Source organism: Nonomuraea sp. NPDC002799 (assembly GCF_053592075.1).
In genome coordinates, this window is sequence record NZ_JBSFVA010000054.1 from 17,618 (window position 1) to 35,186 (window position 17,569).

The 17,569-nt window shown below is 65.8% G+C and carries 12 protein-coding genes; 8 read left to right on the plus strand and 4 right to left on the minus strand.

The features are described from left to right. Positions 1-11: 11 nt before the first annotated feature. Complete coding sequence (locus ACWD0F_RS47615; RefSeq protein ID WP_449889106.1) at positions 12-1,208, minus strand: tyrosine-type recombinase/integrase; 1,197 nt, start codon at positions 1,206-1,208, stop codon at positions 12-14. A gap of 546 nt (positions 1,209-1,754) precedes the next feature. Here ACWD0F_RS47615 and ACWD0F_RS47620 point away from each other — a divergent pair. After that, a complete protein-coding gene (locus ACWD0F_RS47620) occupies positions 1,755-3,263 on the plus strand; it encodes a hypothetical protein (RefSeq protein ID WP_449889107.1) in 1,509 nt (502 codons plus the stop codon). Positions 3,264-3,409: 146 nt separating this feature from the next. Here ACWD0F_RS47620 and ACWD0F_RS47625 read toward each other — a convergent pair whose 3' ends face one another. Next, positions 3,410-4,618, minus strand: coding sequence for a plasmid pRiA4b ORF-3 family protein (locus ACWD0F_RS47625; RefSeq protein WP_449889109.1), 1,209 nt, complete (start codon positions 4,616-4,618; stop codon positions 3,410-3,412). An 83-nt stretch (positions 4,619-4,701) separates the two neighbouring features. Between ACWD0F_RS47625 and ACWD0F_RS47630 the strand changes: the two genes are divergently transcribed. Beyond that, the gene (locus tag ACWD0F_RS47630; protein WP_449889110.1) at positions 4,702-6,000 is read left to right on the plus strand and encodes a hypothetical protein; all 1,299 of its coding nucleotides are present in this window, start codon (positions 4,702-4,704) and stop codon (positions 5,998-6,000) included. A gap of 173 nt (positions 6,001-6,173) precedes the next feature. Here ACWD0F_RS47630 and ACWD0F_RS47635 read toward each other — a convergent pair whose 3' ends face one another. Next, entirely contained in the window at positions 6,174-6,863 is a 690-nt protein-coding gene (locus ACWD0F_RS47635) for an NUDIX hydrolase (RefSeq protein WP_449889112.1), read from the minus strand. A 131-nt stretch (positions 6,864-6,994) separates the two neighbouring features. Here ACWD0F_RS47635 and ACWD0F_RS47640 point away from each other — a divergent pair, with 131 nt between their 5' ends. The 5 genes from ACWD0F_RS47640 (at position 6,995) to ACWD0F_RS47660 (ending at position 14,227) form a co-directional block, all read left to right on the plus strand. Continuing rightward, on the plus strand, positions 6,995-8,743 hold the full coding sequence (locus tag ACWD0F_RS47640; protein ID WP_449889113.1) for a hypothetical protein: 1,749 nt from the start codon (positions 6,995-6,997) through the stop codon (positions 8,741-8,743). Further along, the gene (locus ACWD0F_RS47645; RefSeq protein WP_449889114.1) at positions 8,740-9,621 is read left to right on the plus strand and encodes a 5'-methylthioadenosine/S-adenosylhomocysteine nucleosidase family protein; all 882 of its coding nucleotides are present in this window, start codon (positions 8,740-8,742) and stop codon (positions 9,619-9,621) included. Before ACWD0F_RS47640 ends, ACWD0F_RS47645 begins: the two co-directional genes overlap by 4 nt. Before the next feature lie 29 nt (positions 9,622-9,650). Continuing rightward, a complete protein-coding gene (locus tag ACWD0F_RS47650) occupies positions 9,651-10,295 on the plus strand; it encodes a hypothetical protein (protein WP_449889115.1) in 645 nt (214 codons plus the stop codon). A 103-nt stretch (positions 10,296-10,398) separates the two neighbouring features. Next, the gene (locus ACWD0F_RS47655; RefSeq protein ID WP_449889116.1) at positions 10,399-12,357 is read left to right on the plus strand and encodes a 5'-methylthioadenosine/S-adenosylhomocysteine nucleosidase family protein; all 1,959 of its coding nucleotides are present in this window, start codon (positions 10,399-10,401) and stop codon (positions 12,355-12,357) included. Positions 12,358-13,159: 802 nt separating this feature from the next. Further along, a complete protein-coding gene (locus ACWD0F_RS47660; RefSeq protein ID WP_449889118.1) occupies positions 13,160-14,227 on the plus strand; it encodes an integrase core domain-containing protein in 1,068 nt (355 codons plus the stop codon). A 1,454-nt stretch (positions 14,228-15,681) separates the two neighbouring features. Here the strand turns inward: ACWD0F_RS47660 and ACWD0F_RS47665 are convergent. Further along, the gene (locus tag ACWD0F_RS47665) at positions 15,682-16,164 is read right to left on the minus strand and encodes a hypothetical protein (RefSeq protein ID WP_449889120.1); all 483 of its coding nucleotides are present in this window, start codon (positions 16,162-16,164) and stop codon (positions 15,682-15,684) included. A 364-nt stretch (positions 16,165-16,528) separates the two neighbouring features. Between ACWD0F_RS47665 and ACWD0F_RS47670 the strand changes: the two genes are divergently transcribed. Beyond that, positions 16,529-17,251 carry a DUF6338 family protein gene (locus ACWD0F_RS47670; RefSeq protein WP_449889122.1) on the plus strand — a complete coding sequence of 241 codons (723 nt, stop codon included), beginning with the start codon at positions 16,529-16,531 and terminating at the stop codon, positions 17,249-17,251. Positions 17,252-17,569: the final 318 nt, after the last annotated feature.

Consider the following 17,569-nt stretch of genomic DNA (forward strand, 5'->3'; position numbering starts at 1 on the left):
GCAAAGCTGAGTCAGCCGCCGAGCGGCCGCCCCAGCGCGGACGCGGCGGCGAGCACCAGCCGGGCCGTCTCCCGGGCGGCGTGGTGGGCCACCTCCGGCAGCACCGAGACGTAGGTGTCGGCGGTGAGCACGATGCTGGCGTGCCCGAGCATGGCCTGTACCACCTTCAGATCGGTGCGCGCGGCCAGCGCCAGGGTGGCGGCACCATGGCGCAGGTCGTGCAGCCGGACCGGCGGTTGCCCGGAGGCGGCCACCAGCCGGCGGAACCGGCCAGTGAGGTAGTCCGGCCGCAGCGGCGCGCCGTCCGCGGTGGTGAACACGTAGCCCGAGTCCTGCCAGCGGGTGCCCGCCGCCGCGCTCAGCTTCTCCTGCCGCTCGCGGTGCCGGGTCAGCACCCGCACGGTCTCCGCGTCCAGGGCGACCACCCGGCAGTTGGCGGCGCTCTTCGGCGGCCCGGCCACGACCCGGCCGTCGGCATGCACCCGCTGCTGCGTCACCGTCAGCTCCGCGGCCTGCAGGTCGACGTCCGTCCAGCGCAGCCCGGCCAGCTCACCGCGGCGCAGCCCGCGCAGCGCGGCCAGCCACCAGGCGGCGTACAGGCGGTCCTGCGCGACGCCGGCCAGGAAGGCCGCGAGCTGTTGTTCGGTCCAGACTGCTACTGCTGGACGTTCTCCGGTTTGCTGCCAGCGGGCGGTCCGCCCGGCGGTCCAGACGACCGGATGTGGTCGCCGGGGATGGGGCAGTTCGGCGCCGTTGGCCGGGTTGACCGGGATCAGCCGGGCGCGCACCGCGGCGTTCAGCGCGGTCCGCAAGGTGGCGTGGATCCGTACCACGGTCGCGGACGATAGTCGGCGGCCGGTCGGCGAGGGACGGGACGCGAGCGTCGCGAGCAGTCCGTTGACGTCGCGCGAGCTGAGTTGGTGGAGCAGGATCCGTCCCAGCTGCGGGACGAGGTAGAGGCGGATATGCGTGGCGTAGCCCTGCCGGGTTGACGGACGCAGAGCGTCCTTGGTGGCCAGCCAGCGTGCCAGCCACTCACCGACGGTGCATCCGGCTCCTGTGCCGTCGCGGTCGGCAGTGGCCAAAGCCCGGCCTGCCGCCTGCGCTTCCTCGGGATCGGCGTAACCACCCTGGCGGATACGCTGCCGCTGCCCGTCCAGGCCGCGTACCTGCACCGCGAAATACCAGCTGCCGTGATCGTCATCCACCGGCAGACGCGGACACGCCACCCCTCGCTGACGTCCCGTCGCCGTGTCCACGCATCCGCATCGCCTGTTGACCTGCACACGAGTCTTTGCCATCGGTCCCACCTCCACCCCCACAGTGTGCGACGGCAGCCGCGCCAGCTAGGGCTCGCACTCGATCGGGGATGGCCTCGAGACAAGTGTCCGGAGTGCGGGGGGAAAGCTCAGGTTGAGTCGGGTCAGCTCGCCGTACAGGTCGACGGCCTGCTAGACAGCTTCGAAGCGTTCTGGTGCTGGTCGGCGTTGCGTGGGCAGCTCGCCTGAGCAAGATAAAGCGCGGCTCGTCGCGCCGGGTGTTGAGCGGCGGCCAGGCGGTGGGAGACCAGCCGAGTGAGCAGGGCGATGCCCCGAAGCGAGGGCGATGCGCCGATCGGACGGCAGGCTTTGATTGATGTACCCGAGTCCTTGAGCCTCACATCCGTTCCCAGGCCAACCGAATGGCTCTCACTGGGAATCGGTCGGCCTCATATCCGGTGCCGGAGGCGATCCGGGCGTGCCAGAGTGCTCCACATGATCCCCGCACCCGTCCCCGACGAGCCACCGCTTACCTACGCCGACAGCTTCGACGTACCGGTCCTTTTTCGTGACCGGCCTGCGAGGAAGCCCAGGAGGCAGTGGCGGACGGCCAAGCTCAAGCCGTGGGCGGGGTCGGGCGGGTTCCCGGCGACCGACGGCTGGTACGTCTCGACCACCACCTGGCGGGAGATCATCAAGGCCGCCGTTGAGGTGGGCCGCGACGTCACCCCGCACTTGCAGAATCAGCCGCGGTATGCACACGGGGAGCTTGTCGCCCGGGTTTCCCCGCTGTACGCCTATCTTGGCACGCATTCCGTGCAGGGCGCCAAGGGCCGGCGCCTGACCCTGAACCCGGTGTACGCATACAACACCGAGCGCAGCGCGAAGAACGCAGCCTCCTACCGGCTGGGTATGACGATGGCCGAGTGGGCCTGCCGCTCACTGCTGGGCCTCGGTCAGACGGAGCACCTCGAACTTGGTGGCCCGATCAACGCTCTGCGCGACACGTTCAAGAATCCGAAGCTGACGCTGCCCGACCTATGGGGGCAGCATCAGGCAGAGGGCCTGTACTGGCTGATCGAGGCCAAGGGCGGCGACGTGGGCCTCAGCACGCTCCGCAAGGGGTGGGCGCAACTGGCCGTCGGCAGCAAGATCCTCGGCTTGTACGCCCACCGTACCGTCCTGGTTGGAGCGTCCGTGCGGCCCGGAGACGACCTCTTCCTCACCATCGACCATGACCTGCACCCCGGGCGGCCGCCGTTCACCCCGGCCGGATTTGACATCGGCGACGAGTCAGGGGTCGGCCCGGGTAATCTCGAAGACCGGCTCGGCGACAGCGACGACGCGCTCATCGGCGCGGCCCGCGCCCAAATGCTCGCCTATCTGGCGCTGCGCTCCGCTCCCGCCGCCCGGCTACGCACCGTGCTCGTTCCCGCCGACCGCGCGTCCCGTCGTCGGCGCTCCGGGCTAACCACGCCCTTGGAAGGCGACGACCTCACCCGCGACATGCGGGCCGCAGCCCGCGGAGTAGCGCCTTACACCGAGCGGCACACCCTGCGCACCAGAATCCGTTCCATGGGCCTCGATGACTTCCTCACCTGCCGCATCCCAGGTACCGAAGTTCACCTCGGCATGTCCCGGAAGCTGTACGCCGCCTGCGAGCGCCTCCACGAGGAAGACCTCGCCATCGCCCAGAGCACTCCGGGGCTGCGCGCCGAGGACCAGTCGGCCGATGACCAGGAACTCAGCGACGACGCTCAGGAACAACAGCGACTCACCCAGCGGCGAATCTTCCGCGAGCAACAGGAGGAAGCCCGCCCTCGGCTCCGCCCCCGGCTCCGCGACGCCTACGAGCGAGGAGCGACAAGAGACTGGAGTAATCTGCTGCGCCGTCCCCAGGAGCCAGAACTCGAACTGGAAAGCGATGAGGGGCTCCTCGAAGCGGCGACGCCGGAGACGTATCTGGCCATCAGTCGCTACGATCTGCCCCCAGCACGCGCCTAGCTTCTAGGGCGCGCATTCGAACGGGGACGACCTCGAGGCATGTGTTCGGAGTACAGGGATGCTCCGGGATGAGGCGGTCGGCCCTGCCGTGATGAGTGACGACTGGAGGAAAGAGCAGGGGCCGTTGACGTGCAAGGCGCATCTGATCATCTACCCGAGGCCAGCGCTCGGCGTGCGGCTGCAACGGCAAACCGGGCCGGGTCGAACTCCTGCGCGATCTCCAGACCGGCCCAGCGGACATAGTCGTCGTGCTCGTCGTGCTCGGGATTGGCCAACACGAGACGGAAGTATGCGTAGCCTCCAACGCCGCCGACGTCCTCTGGCGGGCAAGCGCCCATTCCGTCCACCAGCACCGGATAACGGACTCCTTCCTCCGCGGTGAGAATCTCCTCCAGCACGATGTCGTGCCGCCAGCTGTCGCCCAGGTCGTATTCGTATTCGATGGCTGCCCCGACCTGCGGCAGCACCTCCGTTAGCGAGGTCCTTCTCTCGTCCACAACGTTCAGATCCCACTCGGCTGACGGTTTGCCGTACAGGACACCGCCCGCTGTGAACAGGTGGAGATGACAGTCTTCCCAGCCCATGGCCGCGACCAGGATGTGGTGCAGCCTGTCGATCGTGATCCCGGGTGAGATGAGCAGGCGTCGCCAGATCACCGGATCCGCACTTTCCTGGAGCGTCACCCGGATCTGGTAGATGGGCTCTCCTGGTGCGGCCTCACCCCGGCTGCGCCGTACGGCGTTCACCGCCACCGGCGTCAGAATCGCCGTCTCCTCCGTGAGTTCCACCGCGCCGAGTCGGACCAGGACGGTCAGCAGTCGGTCGATGTCGTGGCCGGTCATCCGCCGTTGCGCTTGCGGGTCGTGCATCTCGTAGTACGGCGACGCGATCTCCCACGCCAGCTCCCGCAGATCCGCGATGGGCACCGGCCCGCCGTACAACCTGCGCAGCAGCGCCGGCCAGATGAGCGCGAACTCCTCGCCGACCAGCGACGCGTACCAGTAGTTCCTGGGGAAGAGCGCCTCGCCCACCTTCTCCAGCGCCGTGAACGCCGCCTCCCACAGCCGCTCCGGATCCTTCAGCAGCGGTGCCGCCTTCTTCACCGGCAGCAGTCGCCCCTTGACCACCCGGACCAGCCCGGCCGCCTTGGCCCATTCCACGATCAGGTTCAGTTCGGGCAGTTCGGTGCTGCTCTTCGTCCGGAACACCCGGTCGCCGATTTTCGGGTCTATCTCGTCGCCGGTTTGCAGCAGCGCCACCAGCGCCCGCGCGTCCGACAGCGTCAGGTTCCCCGTCTGGGTCAGCTTCCTGCCCCCGCCCACCCACTCGGTGAACGCCCGCAACTCCTCCCGCATAGCGTTCAGAGTACGGGCCTCAGCCGCACGCGCCGCGCGAACGAGCCCTTCCCAGCGTATGAGGCGCCGTAGGATCGGGTGCCGTGGCGAAGAAGCGTAAGGCGAAGGCCAACCCCACGCGGGGATTCAGCGGCAATCCTGCTCAGCGTGCGCTGCAACTCGCCGCCCGTCAGCCCTCGCCGGATGCTCGTTCTGTGCTGTTCGAGTCGCTGCTGAGGACTGCTGGGGATCAGTGGTGGCCGGACTCCCTGGGTGCGATCGTCGAGCGCCTCGCCGACCTGCCCGCCCATTCACCGCTGCGGCTGGAGAACGCCGCCGTCGACCTGGTCGGCGAGGAGATGTGGGCGCGTACCCAGAGCGAGACCATGGGTTTCCACTGGGGCCAGTACCTGGCCTCGCTGGCTGACCTTGTCCGTGACGAGATCCGGATCGCCGCGCGCACCGGCGGGCCGGTGGGTGACCTGTGGCGGATGCTGCACGGGATCGCCGCGATGACCGGGCCGTCCGGCGGGGAACTGCTGCGCCGCGACCCCGATCTTGCCGTCCGCGAAGCTGTCAAGGACACCGCGACGGCCTTGGCCAAGGCCGGTATCGCTCCCGGGTGGCCGGGTGAGATGCTCCGGGCCGCTCCGGCTGGACAGCCCTTGCTGCTGGCCGACGAGTATGGTTCGCGGTACGCGCTTCTGGCGCCCTTCGCCTGGGGTGAGGAGGATCCGCACTGGTACTGCTGGGACATCGACCGCTGCGCCGGAGACCGGGTCGTGCACGCAGGCGTCTTCGCCTCCCCGGAGGATGCGTTCGCCGAGTGGCGAGCCGCCGTGGGAGCGCACGCGGCGCCCACCTCCACCGAACCGGCTCCATGCGACCAGGCCACCGCCCGCGACCTGCTGGATCCGCTGTGCCGTTCTGACCTCCTGGGCGCCCTGCTGGTCGGCAACGAGTCGCAACAGCTCATCGCTGAGCATTTCCGCCTGCGCCAGCGAGCCAGAGCCCTCTGCGAGTCGTTCACCGTCGCTCGCGAGCCCAAGCCCGAGCAGGACCTCAACCGGATCATCGACGAGTTCGCCGCCTGGCTACGCGATCGAGACGGCCACACGCCTGAACGAGAGGACATCGCCACGCTCGCCGATACCTGGTCCCGCCTTTCCGGGCCCAGTTACTATGCCTGCTCTCCGCATCGGATCGAGCACACCGTGATCCTCGTTGCAGACGGATACATCAAGAAGTACGCCGAGGCCACCCTCGATCTGCTGCCTCAGTGGGTCGAATGGTGCATTGAACGCACCGGGCTGACCGGCGAGTTGGCAGAGCGATCCCGTCGAGCAGCCGCGAACAACTGGTGGGACGGATCCGACGGCATGGACCTTCGCCGCATCGAATAGTTGAACCACTCCCGGATGCCCGAGCTGCACGCCCCGGGCCGTTCAAGGCGACGACCGATTTCTGCGCCTGCCGATCTGAAACGGCGGCACGCCCATGCATCGTGTCTGGGGCCGTGCAGGTGGATCGGCGGCAGGGAGGAGGCGGTGGGGGAGATGGTCGGCGGGTCACGCCCTTAGCGGAGGGCAGGTGTGGTCGTGTGGAGGCGGGCAAGGTGCCCCTCGCGCAGCAGTGGCGGGTGCAGAAGGTGGGCAGGGCCGCAGCGGTAGAGGGGGGCGGGACGGCCCGGCTCTGTGAGCCGCCGTTCCCCTGTGGCTTCCAGAAACCGGTCGGCGCGGGTGACTTTGCGGCGGAAGTTGCTCGGGTCGAGCTTGAGCCCCCATACGGTCTCGTAGACCTTGCGCAGGTCGGAGATGGTAAACGGTTCGGGGCAGAACGCGGTGGCCACCGTTGTGTACTCCAGTTGCGACCGGGCTCGCTCCAATGCGTCGCGCAGGATGGTCAGGTGGTCGAAGGGCAGCAGGCCAGGCTCGGCCAAGATCGACGGCACCGGCTCCCACACAGCGTCAGAGGCGTCTGTACCGGCCTCGGGGATGGGCAGATCGGGGCCGAGAGCCAGGAAGGCCACGGTGATCACGCGACCGCGGGGGTCGCGGTTCGGTTCGCTGTAGGCGCGGAGCTGTTCGAGGTGCAGCAAGGCCGTGTCCAGGCCCGTCTCCTCCTTCAGCTCGCGCCGGGCAGCGTTTTCCAGGGTTTCGGCTGGCCGTAGAAAGCCGCCGGGGAGAGCCTGGCAGCCCCTGAACGGTTCATTTCCGCGTTCGATGAGAAGAACATGTAGTTCGCTGTCCCGGATGGTGAGGATCACTAGGTCGACAGTGACGTCAACTCCCGCTTGGTGATCGCGTGACAAGACTCTCTCCTTTAGGTCATGCTGACCTTATATCTGCTGGACTTAAGGTCATAGCTACCTAAACTCGTTTCCGAGGCAGGGGCGACATGACCAACGATGTGCATTCACCTGGTCGGCAACCCGCTTATCCGCAGGGAAAGGCCACCCGGCAACTGTGTGCCGGCGTCTACTTCGACCGTGACTTTCGTGACTCGGTGACCTGGCGGGTGCTGCTCGATCCCGCGCACCGGGTCGCGCCTTCGTACGGCTTCGACCTGGTGCCCGTGGTCGGGCACGCCAAGCGCGCGCTGATGCTGGAGGTCTGCGAGCGGCTCGGATTTCTGTCGGTGTTCGTCGGGGCATGGCTGGCCCTACCCGCGCTGGCTCTCACGGTGGTGTGCATCCTGCTGCTCTGGCTGGCTCTGCGGCGCCTGGCTCGTACGCTCCCCGCGGTCGGACGACGGCGGGCGCTGGAGGCAATCGATGGCTTCCTGCACCGCAGTCGGTACCGCCGGCACAAGCGCGGGCTGGAGGAACTACGACGTGAGGTGAAGTTGCTGGCCATGGCTTGTATCGCACTCATCGTTGTCCCCCTTTTCGCGGCGGTGCTGCAGTATCAGCCTGTCGGGAGCGTGCTTCGCATGGCCGTGTTGCTTGTTGCCGCGCTGGCCTTGTTCGTTTTCACCGGCGCCGCAGGTCGGCGGCTGGTTGCCAACCGCATGTGGGTGTCCGATTCGCTGGGAATCGGACGGACGAGCCAGCGTATGAAACGCATTCGTGAGCAGCAGGAGTCCGAGTACGCGATCTACCGTCGGCCTGTGACGGAGAGCGAGGAAGACGACGAGGGCAAGGACGAGGACGACATTCCACCCCGTCTGACTGGCTACTTCGAAGATCGGCAGGACATCTTCGTCGGAGCGGGAGAACTCGTGCACAAGTGGTTACCTCCGCTGACAGTGCCCCTGCTTCCGAAGCCGGACGCGCCGAAGAACGCGGACAAGGTGCGCGACTTCGATCCGGACGAGCTGGTTGACGTCCTGCACCAGGCTGTTGAGGAGGTCGGGGGCGGAGGCGAGCCGACCTCGCTGCCGGGCCTCAGCATCGGGGATCGCATCTACGTCGAGGAGATGGTCCTGTCCAACGACCGGGACCGCCTACGCCGCCCGCTCGACCCGGAGGAGCGCAGGAAGATCATTAACACTCCATACGGCCTCTTCCACCACTTCCTGGAGATCTCCACCTCGCCGACCGGAGAGGTGGTCGTCACGGTGTTCGTCCGCGTCACGATCAAGGCCAGGACGCTCTGCCTGGACTTCGCGGCCTGCGCCCTGACCCGGCTCCCTCGAGACTACGAGATCCTCGATCACTACGGCGAGCGAGGATGGGCATCCGTGGTGAGGGAGGGCCTCAAAGCGGTCCTGAGCCTGCCGGACGAGATCCTCGCCATGAGGCGAATCGCCGGTGTACCGCGACTGCTCCTGGGCTGGTTGCTGGCGCGCGTCGACTGGACGGTTCTGCCGCACAGGGGTTCGGCCGTCGGGACGGCGCACCGAGTGCGCGAGGATCGCGCCACCCCGTGGCATGACGCCGAGCACGACCGCGCCGAGATCCTCGGCCTGATGAAGATCATCGAACAGCGGCTCTTATGGGCGACGGAGAAGTTCCTGGAGGCGCACGGTGTGGACACCTCCGACTTCAAGAAGCGGGCACAGACGATCATCAGCGCGACTGTACTCAACATGGGCCGGATGGAAATCCGTGACTCGGCCATCGGCCAGAACGCCTCCCGGACCAACCAGTACCGGTCCAATCAGCAACAGGAGCCCAACGACCATGGGGATGGTGAGCGATCGTGAGCCAGCAGCACGTCGACGGCATTCTGAACTACGGCGGCACCATGACCGTGCGCGACTCGGCGGTGGGCAGCAACGCCAAGGTGCTGCGGGACGCGGCGGTGCCGCGTGACCGTGCTGCGGAGCGCGCCCAGGTGGGGGTGATCACCATCCTCCCGCTCGAGACCCAGGCCATGCGGCTCGCCCTTGGCTTGCGCAGTGAACGCGTCGGAGATCTGACGTTCTACCGGGCGGTCGTGAATGGGGTGTCGGTGGCCGCCACCATGGCGCTGGAACAGGGGCAACGCTCTGCCATGGCTGCCTACGCCAACCTGGTCGGCGTTTTCGACCCCGAGATCACTGTGCTGGCGGGCATCGGTGGAGGGCTCCACGAGTCGGTGGCCATCGGCGACGTGATCCTGGCCACCGAGATGGTCTATTACGACTTGCGCAAGGTCACGCCCTCCGGCACCCCGCGCCGCGGTCAGACCCGGCCAGTGCCTGCGGCGGTCGGGCACGCGGTCAACGCCTTCCTCACCGATCTCGATCCGCCTCGCCGCCTGACGATCGCTGATCCCGAGGGGACTTCACGCTCGCTGGCCGTGCATGCAGGTCCCATCGGATCGGGGGAAGCAGTCATCGCAGATGAGGACGCCGCCGAGATCGCGTTCCTGGCCTCGTTCAACGACAAGATCCTCGCCGTGGACATGGAGGCGGGCGGGCTCGGGCAGGCCTGCCACGAGCGCTCCGCCACCTCCCGTCGGCAGCATCGGTGGATGGTGGTGCGCGGCATCTCTGATCGCGCCGACCGGAACAAGTCCGACGCACCTCAGCGGGTCGCGGCCTGGCACGCCGCCCAGGTCCTGCGTCGCCTGCTTCCTTACGTTGAGACCGAGCGATGAACGACTTCACCTTGGGTATGGTCAGTTCGATGGCGGCGACGGCGCTCTCCGTCGCGGTGGGGTGGGTTCTCTCTGCGCGTGCCCGCGACTGGGCCGTCGCCCTGCTCTCTTATTACACCGGGCTGGGGGTGCGCAAACTGCACCGTCGGCAGCGGAGTGCGGCGGACGAACTGGCCGCCGACCTCGCCAGGGCGCGGTGGGTCGGCGTGCTCACCGGGCGCGGTAACGAGCTCACCCGAGACACCTTCGCGCCCATCTGGTCGGGCGCGGTACGGCCCCTCGACGCGGTCCGGGTGCTGCTGCCCGACCCCCGGCCGGGTTCCTGGCTGGTCAGGCGAGAGGACTCACTGCGGCGTTTCGACCGGGGGTTCCGATCCGGCATGCTGCTCGAACAGGTGCGCAACAACGCCGAGTACGTGCGCGAGGCCGCGCAGCACCTGGACGTCGTCGAACTGCGCTTCTACGACATGCCGAACCTGTATCGCATCATCCTGACCGACGAGGTCGCCTACATCACCCTGTATGGCGACACCGAACACGGCCGCAACTCGCCGTGCCTGGTCGCGCGGCCACCGGGGCTGCTCTACGGATTCGCGCTCCGTATCTTCACCAGCATCTGGGAGACCAGTGGCCCCGCCTGCACCAGCGTTTGTAATGTGGATCATGGCGGCTGACCGGCTGGCATCACCGCTTGACAATCTGCCCCGAAAGACCTTCTTCAGGACACGGTCCAGACATGGCCGTGACGGGCGTGCCTGGATACGTCAGGGTGGACGTGTGCCCTCTGAACTTCCGCCGGAGACCCACCCGCGGGGAACGGCTGGCTCGGATCGGCTCTACATCTCGTTCTGGGCCGCGCGTGAGGCGGCCACGGCCGTGCGCCGCGCCGAGCGCTGCCGGGACGTGGCCGACGTGATCCGGCCAAGGGGGATTTTTGGGGTGCTCAGATCGCGCGCGCCCGTGGCGATCATCCTGTACGTGGCGGCGCGCGACGGCCGACTCGTCTGGCAGAGCCCAGAGGCTTTCGCGGTACTGGAGTCTCCTCACAACTCCCGGCTCGCAGACAGGCCCGGTATCCCGCTGCTACGTCTGCTCGACAAGCGCTGGGATCTGGTGCTGTTCCTGCTCCCTCCGGCCGTGCTGTTGATGCTGGCAGCGGCGTTGGCCCTCCTGGGAGGCGCGTCCCGCTGGGATCCCGCGCTGTGGGCCGCGTTGGTACTGGTTATGGCCGTATTGTTGCACGTCTGCGTGCTGGGAACCGCGGCAGTCTGGACCACGACCGTCAGATGGATCTTGGGATTATCCGTGCGTGACCGCCGGGATTGGTCGGTGGCCGAAGAGTTGAGATTTCAGCACTGGTCGATGTCGCTGTGTCATTGCGCTGACCCTGCTCTGGCGCACGGCCTGCTCGGCGAGATCACCGAGCGGTTGCGAGGACTGGTTCGCGCCCAGATGATGGGCGCCGTCGAAGACCTGAGGGTGCGCCCGCGGATGGTCGAGGTCAACGAACCACTGCTCTGTCTGCTGGACGGGGCGACGACGTATGCGATGCGAGACGTCATGCGGAAGTCGATCGGCGAGGACCCCGATGGGGTGACGTTCTTGGCGACGGGGTCACGAACGGATGCCCGAGGACGCAAGATCGCCATGTCCGGTTTCGATGGGCTTCTCGTTCTGATGGGGGCTGGGCTCGTGTTCTTGATCGAGGCTTATGTACTGGCCGGCTGGGAGCGCGACGAGTGTCTCCTCGACTGCGCCGGCCGGCCCGCGACCTACGAGTCGGCGCTGCGCTGGCTGGCCTGGCGCACGATCTTTGTCACTCCACCCGACCTCGCTCCACTGACCTCGAAGGCATGGGTTTTGGGATGGCTCAACGCGGTCATGGCGATCGTGGTCGTGCTACTTGTGCTGGTTGTGGGATGGCGGACGTCTGCGGCACGAAAGGAACGGGTCGACAACTTCCGGAGGAGGATGGAACCGGTGCTGGGAACGTCGTCGGTCCTGATCATGGTCGCCACCAACGAGGAACGCGACGCCGTCATCCGGTCCGTCACCCGCGTCACGGGAGTAGAGCCGCTGCGCCGCCACCTGGAGCACCACACCGTTTTCGAACTCGGCGTGGTAAGCCGTTCCCGGGTCCTGCTGGCGCAGACGCGGCCGGCGGCCGTGGATCCGGGAGGCGCTCAGCTGACCGCCAAGTCGCTGATCGATCAGTTGGGGCCTGACTATCTCCTGCTCACCGGAATTTGCTATGGCCTGCGCGAAGGCGAGCAACAGCTCGGAGACATCCTGGTGTGTACTCAACTGCGAGGCATCGATCACAAAAAGATCATCGAGCCCACGTGGGGGACAGAGATCGAGATAAGCAGAGGTGAGCGTGTCGCCCCGTCGGTAACGCTGCTCGACCGGTGCCAGAGCGCCAGGTTGGCGAAGGATGGCCCGCGAGTTCACTACGGCGTGATGCTCTCCGGGAGCCTGTTGCTCAACTCGCCGACAGCACGTCAAAGCCTCATCAACGCGAATCCGGACGCGATCGGTGGCGAGATGGAGGGAATTGGCGTCTACGCTGCCGCGGCCAAGGAGAAGGTGGACTGGATCGTGGTGAAGGCCATCTGCGACTGGGGGATGTGCAAGAATGACGATTGGCACGAGATCGCTGCGCGCAACGCGGCCGAGTTCGTCCGGGATGTGCTGCTCAATGGCGGGTTGGACCAGCCACCATTGAGGTCAGTTTGACCCTTCGAAAAGGCATCACAATCTAGCCTTGGTTACGAGCCCTGACGGCGAAGCAGCCGATCCTGCGTGACTTATTTGATGGGGCCATGATCCAATGGTTAGCACCAGTAGTTCCGCCTTTGGAGACGTCGCGGCATAGCAAAAGCGCGGGCAAAGGACAGCAGGCACCGGGTGGTGGCGTACACCATAGACAAGATCACAAAACCTGATCCCAGGTGGCCCGGCCCCAGCCATTAGGCGTCTCTTTGCGTTCCACCCGCCGGTCGAAGGGCTCGGGAGCGGCAGTGATTTGGGTTATTGAGCCCCACCGGTTGTAGAACCATTCGTGCTCTCGTAGGGCGTGCCGCAGGTCGCGTTCCCAGACGGCGGTGGCTAACCTCCTGCAGCAACTGACATGTTGTGCGGCGCCTCGGTGGGTGATGTAGCCTCGCGCTCCTCGTTGGCCTCCTGTCCCGGTCAGGAATGGACGAGTCCTCCGGCAAACCAGGTACGCGCAGTGCGTTCTGCCGCTGGGGACAGGTCACTCAGGAGAACGATGGCGAGGCGGTTTCTAGCGCGGGAGCATGAAACGTAGAAAAGATTCTTCGTACGGACAATGCGATCCTTAGCGCCGGAAGGATCAGTCAGCATCTCGTTCAGGCTGTACATGGTCCACGCCTTGTCGTCGATCACGACCACGACGTCGTCGAACTCGGCCCCCTTGACGTGAAGGGTGTCAATACTCCGTTCACGGTCCTGAACTGCGGGTTGCTCTCGGTTTCCTGGTCGGAGCAGTGGCCTGGGTCGGGCATGCTCGAGGCTCGTGACGCTCCGTTTCTTCTACATGTTCTTCTGCCGCATCGTGGGCTGGCTGACGCTGCTGCCCCGTAGCGACGCCTCCAAGAACATGGAGATCCTCGTCCTGCGGCACGAGGTCGCCGTGCTGCGCCGTCAGGTGTCCCGTCCAAGGCTGTCATGGGCGGATCGAGCGGTTCTGTCCGCGCTGGCCAGGGGACTGCCGGCGGTGCTGCGTGCTCACCGACTGGTGACGCCAGGGACGTTGCTGCGCTGGCACCGGCGTCTGATCGCACGCCACTGGACCTACCCACACCGGAGGATGGGACGGCCTGCGACCGATTCGGCGGTCGTGGCGTTGATCCAGAGGCTGGCGCGGGAGAATCCTCGTTGGGGTTACGAGCGTGTCCGTGGCGAGCTGCGGCATCTGGGCCATCAGGTTAGCGGTGCGACGATCCGCCGCATCTTGAAACGGGGGCGCTTGGGTCCGGCGCCGCGACGGGGCGATGACCGCTGGCGTGATTTCGTCCGCGCCCACGCCGCAAGCACGCTGGCGTGTGATTTCTTCACGGTGGACACCGTCACGCTGCGCCGGTTGTACGTCTTCTTCGTGGTGGAGGTCGGCACCCGGTTCGTGTACGTGCTCGGCGTGACCGCGCACCCTGATGGCGCTTGGGTTGCCCAGCAAGCCCGTAATCTTCTCGCAGATCTGAAGGGCCGGGCCGGCGCGTTCCGGTTCCTGATTCGGGATCGGGACACGAAGTTCACCAGCAGCTTCGATGAGGTCTTCGCAGGCGACGGCATTCAAGTGCTGAAGATCCCGCCGCGGTCGCCTCGCGCGAACGCGTTCGCCGAGCGATGGGTCCGCACCGCACGCACAGAGTGCACCGACCGACTGCTGATCTTCGGCGAACGGCACCTTCGCACCGTGCTGAACGAATACGCCGATCATTACAATCGTTACCGGCCGCACCGCTCCCTCGCCCTCCGAGCTCCCATCAATGATGGCTCCGACGTGATCCCGCTGCCGCTGGGCCGGATCGAGCGGCGTCACGTTCTCGGCGGGCTGATCAACGAGTATCAGCGCGCTGGCTGACCAACGGATGCAGTCATGAAGAGGCAGGTCAGGGCCTTGGGCCGAGTTTTGACACCCTTCAAGAGCTGTAACGGCCGTGTGCCCGGCCTGGGGCAGCAGGTACGTTCGATCGTCGTCTTCCAGCGTGTACTCGCCGAGGAGAAATGCCAGAGCAGCCAGCACGGCACTCTTCCCGCCGTCGTTGTGGCCCGCCAGGATCGTGGGCTTGCTGACCGGAATGTCCGATACGTCCAGAAGAGAGCGAAATCCGCGGATCGAGAAGCTCTTGAGGTACACCGCGCTGTGTACTCCAATCCCATAGGCCCCAAAGGCGAGAAAGAAAATCGAATCAGGCGCAGAGTCCGTTTAGTGAGCAATCTCCTCAAGAGGCGCCCACGCCTCTGCTGGACCATGGTAAAGCGAAAGCGCAGCCGGTGCGTCACGTGCGCGTTGAAGGGGTGCCATCCGAACTTGGCGTGCGTTCTGGGCCTTACTCCTGTCTTTCATCGGCTGCGGTCCAGCCAGTGACCTTGGACTGCGGGTTATCGGGCGGTGGGGCATCCGTGGCGCTGGCACCAACGATCTGTAGCGTCACTAGCGTTGCGGGGCGTACGGTCCGGCGGTAGTAACGTCGTGGTGGCCGTCGTCCCGGATGTTGCGGTGCTCGGTACGTGCTCGTACGCCCCGTCACGCGCCGTCAGGACGCGGCACTGCCGGACACGCAAAGCGCGCGAAGGCGGCACGAACTGCCCCCCAACGGCACTGTGCGGTACTAAAGGATCTTGCTTCTAATCCGACGGTCGCAGGTTCGAATCCTGCAGGGCGCGCTTCTCTGGACCAGCACAAGAGAGCCCCTGACCTGCGATGATGGGACACAGAGGCTCTCTTCGCATGTCCGGCCGTCTACGGCTCTCACTGATCGTTTGCGGGCGTCCACGCCCAATGCTTGCCCACGACACCCTGCGCGGTTTCGTCCAGCCGGGGCCGTCCTTGAGGATCTCGGCGATGCATCGCTCGGCCGGCTCATGAGCGACGATGTGCTCACCTCGCGCCCTGGGTGCATCAGTGTCACTCCGTGTGCCGTGCGGTCCTCGTGCTCACGAAGCAGTCTGTGGGGGCTTAGAACTGATGGACGGGAGTTGGGTCGGCCCTGGCCAACGTCTGCCCCAAACCAGTTTCCTGCTCAATGGCAGGCGTATGCGATACCTGCTGAATCGTTCTTGTGAGGATCAAGCGGCGGCGCGGCACACGGCCGGACCCTCGGCCCTTCGCCCGCCGGCCGTCCGGGCGTGCGGCCTGGGGGCCGATCCCGGACAGCGGCGGGACACCGGGCCAGGCATCGAGCTCCGGCCCGCCGCACCCATCGAATGCGCCGACCTCAGCCCCGCACCGCCGTATAACAGCGGATATCCCACAGCGGAAGTAGGGTTTCAGTCGAGTAACCCCTTGTAGGGACAGCTGGTCACCATGGCCGCTCACTTAGGCGGCACCCCGCCCAGGTCAGCCCAGTGCTGCGCGAGTTCCGGCCTTATAGGAGCCGCGAGGACTTCGGCGAGTTCCTCGTCGGCATCCCGAGCCGCTCGTTCGCTAGTCACGCGGATGCGGTCGGCGAGGTCTTCATTTATCGCAGTCGATCCTGGCATCAGTTTCTCCATAAGCTTGCCATGAGAGGCGTGCAGCTGACTCTGGCTCTCGTCAAGCGCTTGTTGCCCGAGGCGGACCTCGTCGGCGTGGCCCAAATCGACAGTGTGGCGAGCGTCGAGCAGGATGCCGGACTTCGTTGCTACGCCGTGCCTGAGTGCGATAAGCAGAAGGTCGTTGCTGAAGGTGCGACTCTCAGTGGGTCGCCAAGTCAGCTGGTCGAGGTCGGCGCCGTGCTTAGCTGCAGCTTCTAAGGCATATGGGCCAGGGAGATCGAGCCATTCCAGGGTCGCTATGGGTCGGAGTCGGTAGAGCATGGGGTGTCCTTCATCTAGATAGCGATTTGACGATATAGGACCGCACCGACATTGCACGCTCGCCGAGGTCTGGGTTCGTCCAGTACAGCGAACCCTCCGCACCAATACCACCCTCACGATCGCCCTCCCGTGGCTGGCCGCCGTAGGTGACGGGGGGCGATCGGTGGTCCAGGGCATCGTTCCTCAGCCCTGGTCCATCGGATACCGATGCTTCCCTTGGAGACGTCTGAACAGTCTCGTGAACAGCGACAGGTGCAGGGAGCTCTCATGCGCTGCACCTTCGTGCGCCAGCGGAGTCGGCCAAAAGATGGATACTAGTATAGCAAAGCGCAGCGGAGGGATAGCTTACGCGTGGAGGTGCTTCATGCCCACATCCCTGTCCGGTTTGCTGCTCTTCGTAGTGCTGCTGCTTCCCGGCTTCGTCTACACGGTCAGCCGAGAGCGGTTCGGGGTCGAGCGGAAGCTAACCGCCCTTCGCGAAACGGCTTCAGTGGTTGCTATCAGCGTTTTTACAGAGCTCAGTGTGTTGATAGCGACCTGGCCCTTTTGGTCATGGGTGCTCGATGTCGACCGACTGATCAAGGAACCTCAGAAGTACTTCGAGGCCCGACCGGGGCTCTTGACGATGTGGTTCCTAGGATTATTGCTCCTCGCAACCGTGGTGGCGTTCGCGCTCGCGTTGCCCAAGCTTCGAGCGCGGCGTCCGCTGCGTTGGGTCGCGGGACCTTTTCCTCACCCCTCCACCTCTTCGGCCTGGTGGACTCTCTTTGAGGACTACCCGAACCGAAAGATTCCTCCGCAGGCTTCTCATATCTACGTCGGTTGCACTTTGGAGGACGGTTCCTATATCGACGGGCTCTTGTCTTCCTTCAATTCCCTCTCAGAGGATGCTCCTGATCGGGACCTGATATTGCTGGCCCCGATCAGGCACCGCGGGGCGACGAGCGACGAGACTAAAACTCATTCGGCATCCGCCGTCTGTATCTCCGCCCGAAGGATCGTTACGATGTTCGTCACATACCCGCCGCCATCTCCGTCTGCTACTTGTCCGGCACCTGCGGCGGAGGCGGAGGCGTCTGTACCGTAACCGTCGTGACTGGCCGCTGACCGTGAGTCTCGCCTCCGACCTGTTGAACCGTCATCTCTACCGGCCGCTGACCGCCAACCACGCTGGTCACAGGCCGTTGGCCTTCAGTTAGCCGGACGGTTTGCTTCTCGGTCATCCTCGAACCTCCTCGAACTCGAAACGACGGGCGTCAACACATGTGACGCCTCTGCATCAACGCTCCCACAGAGGTCCGACAGAATTCTCGTCAGCGCCATAGGAGTTGGCGCAAGTAGGGGGCAGGTAGTCGTACGACGGGATCTCGCTCCGATCTCGACTGTGCGTTTCGGGGCTGATCTC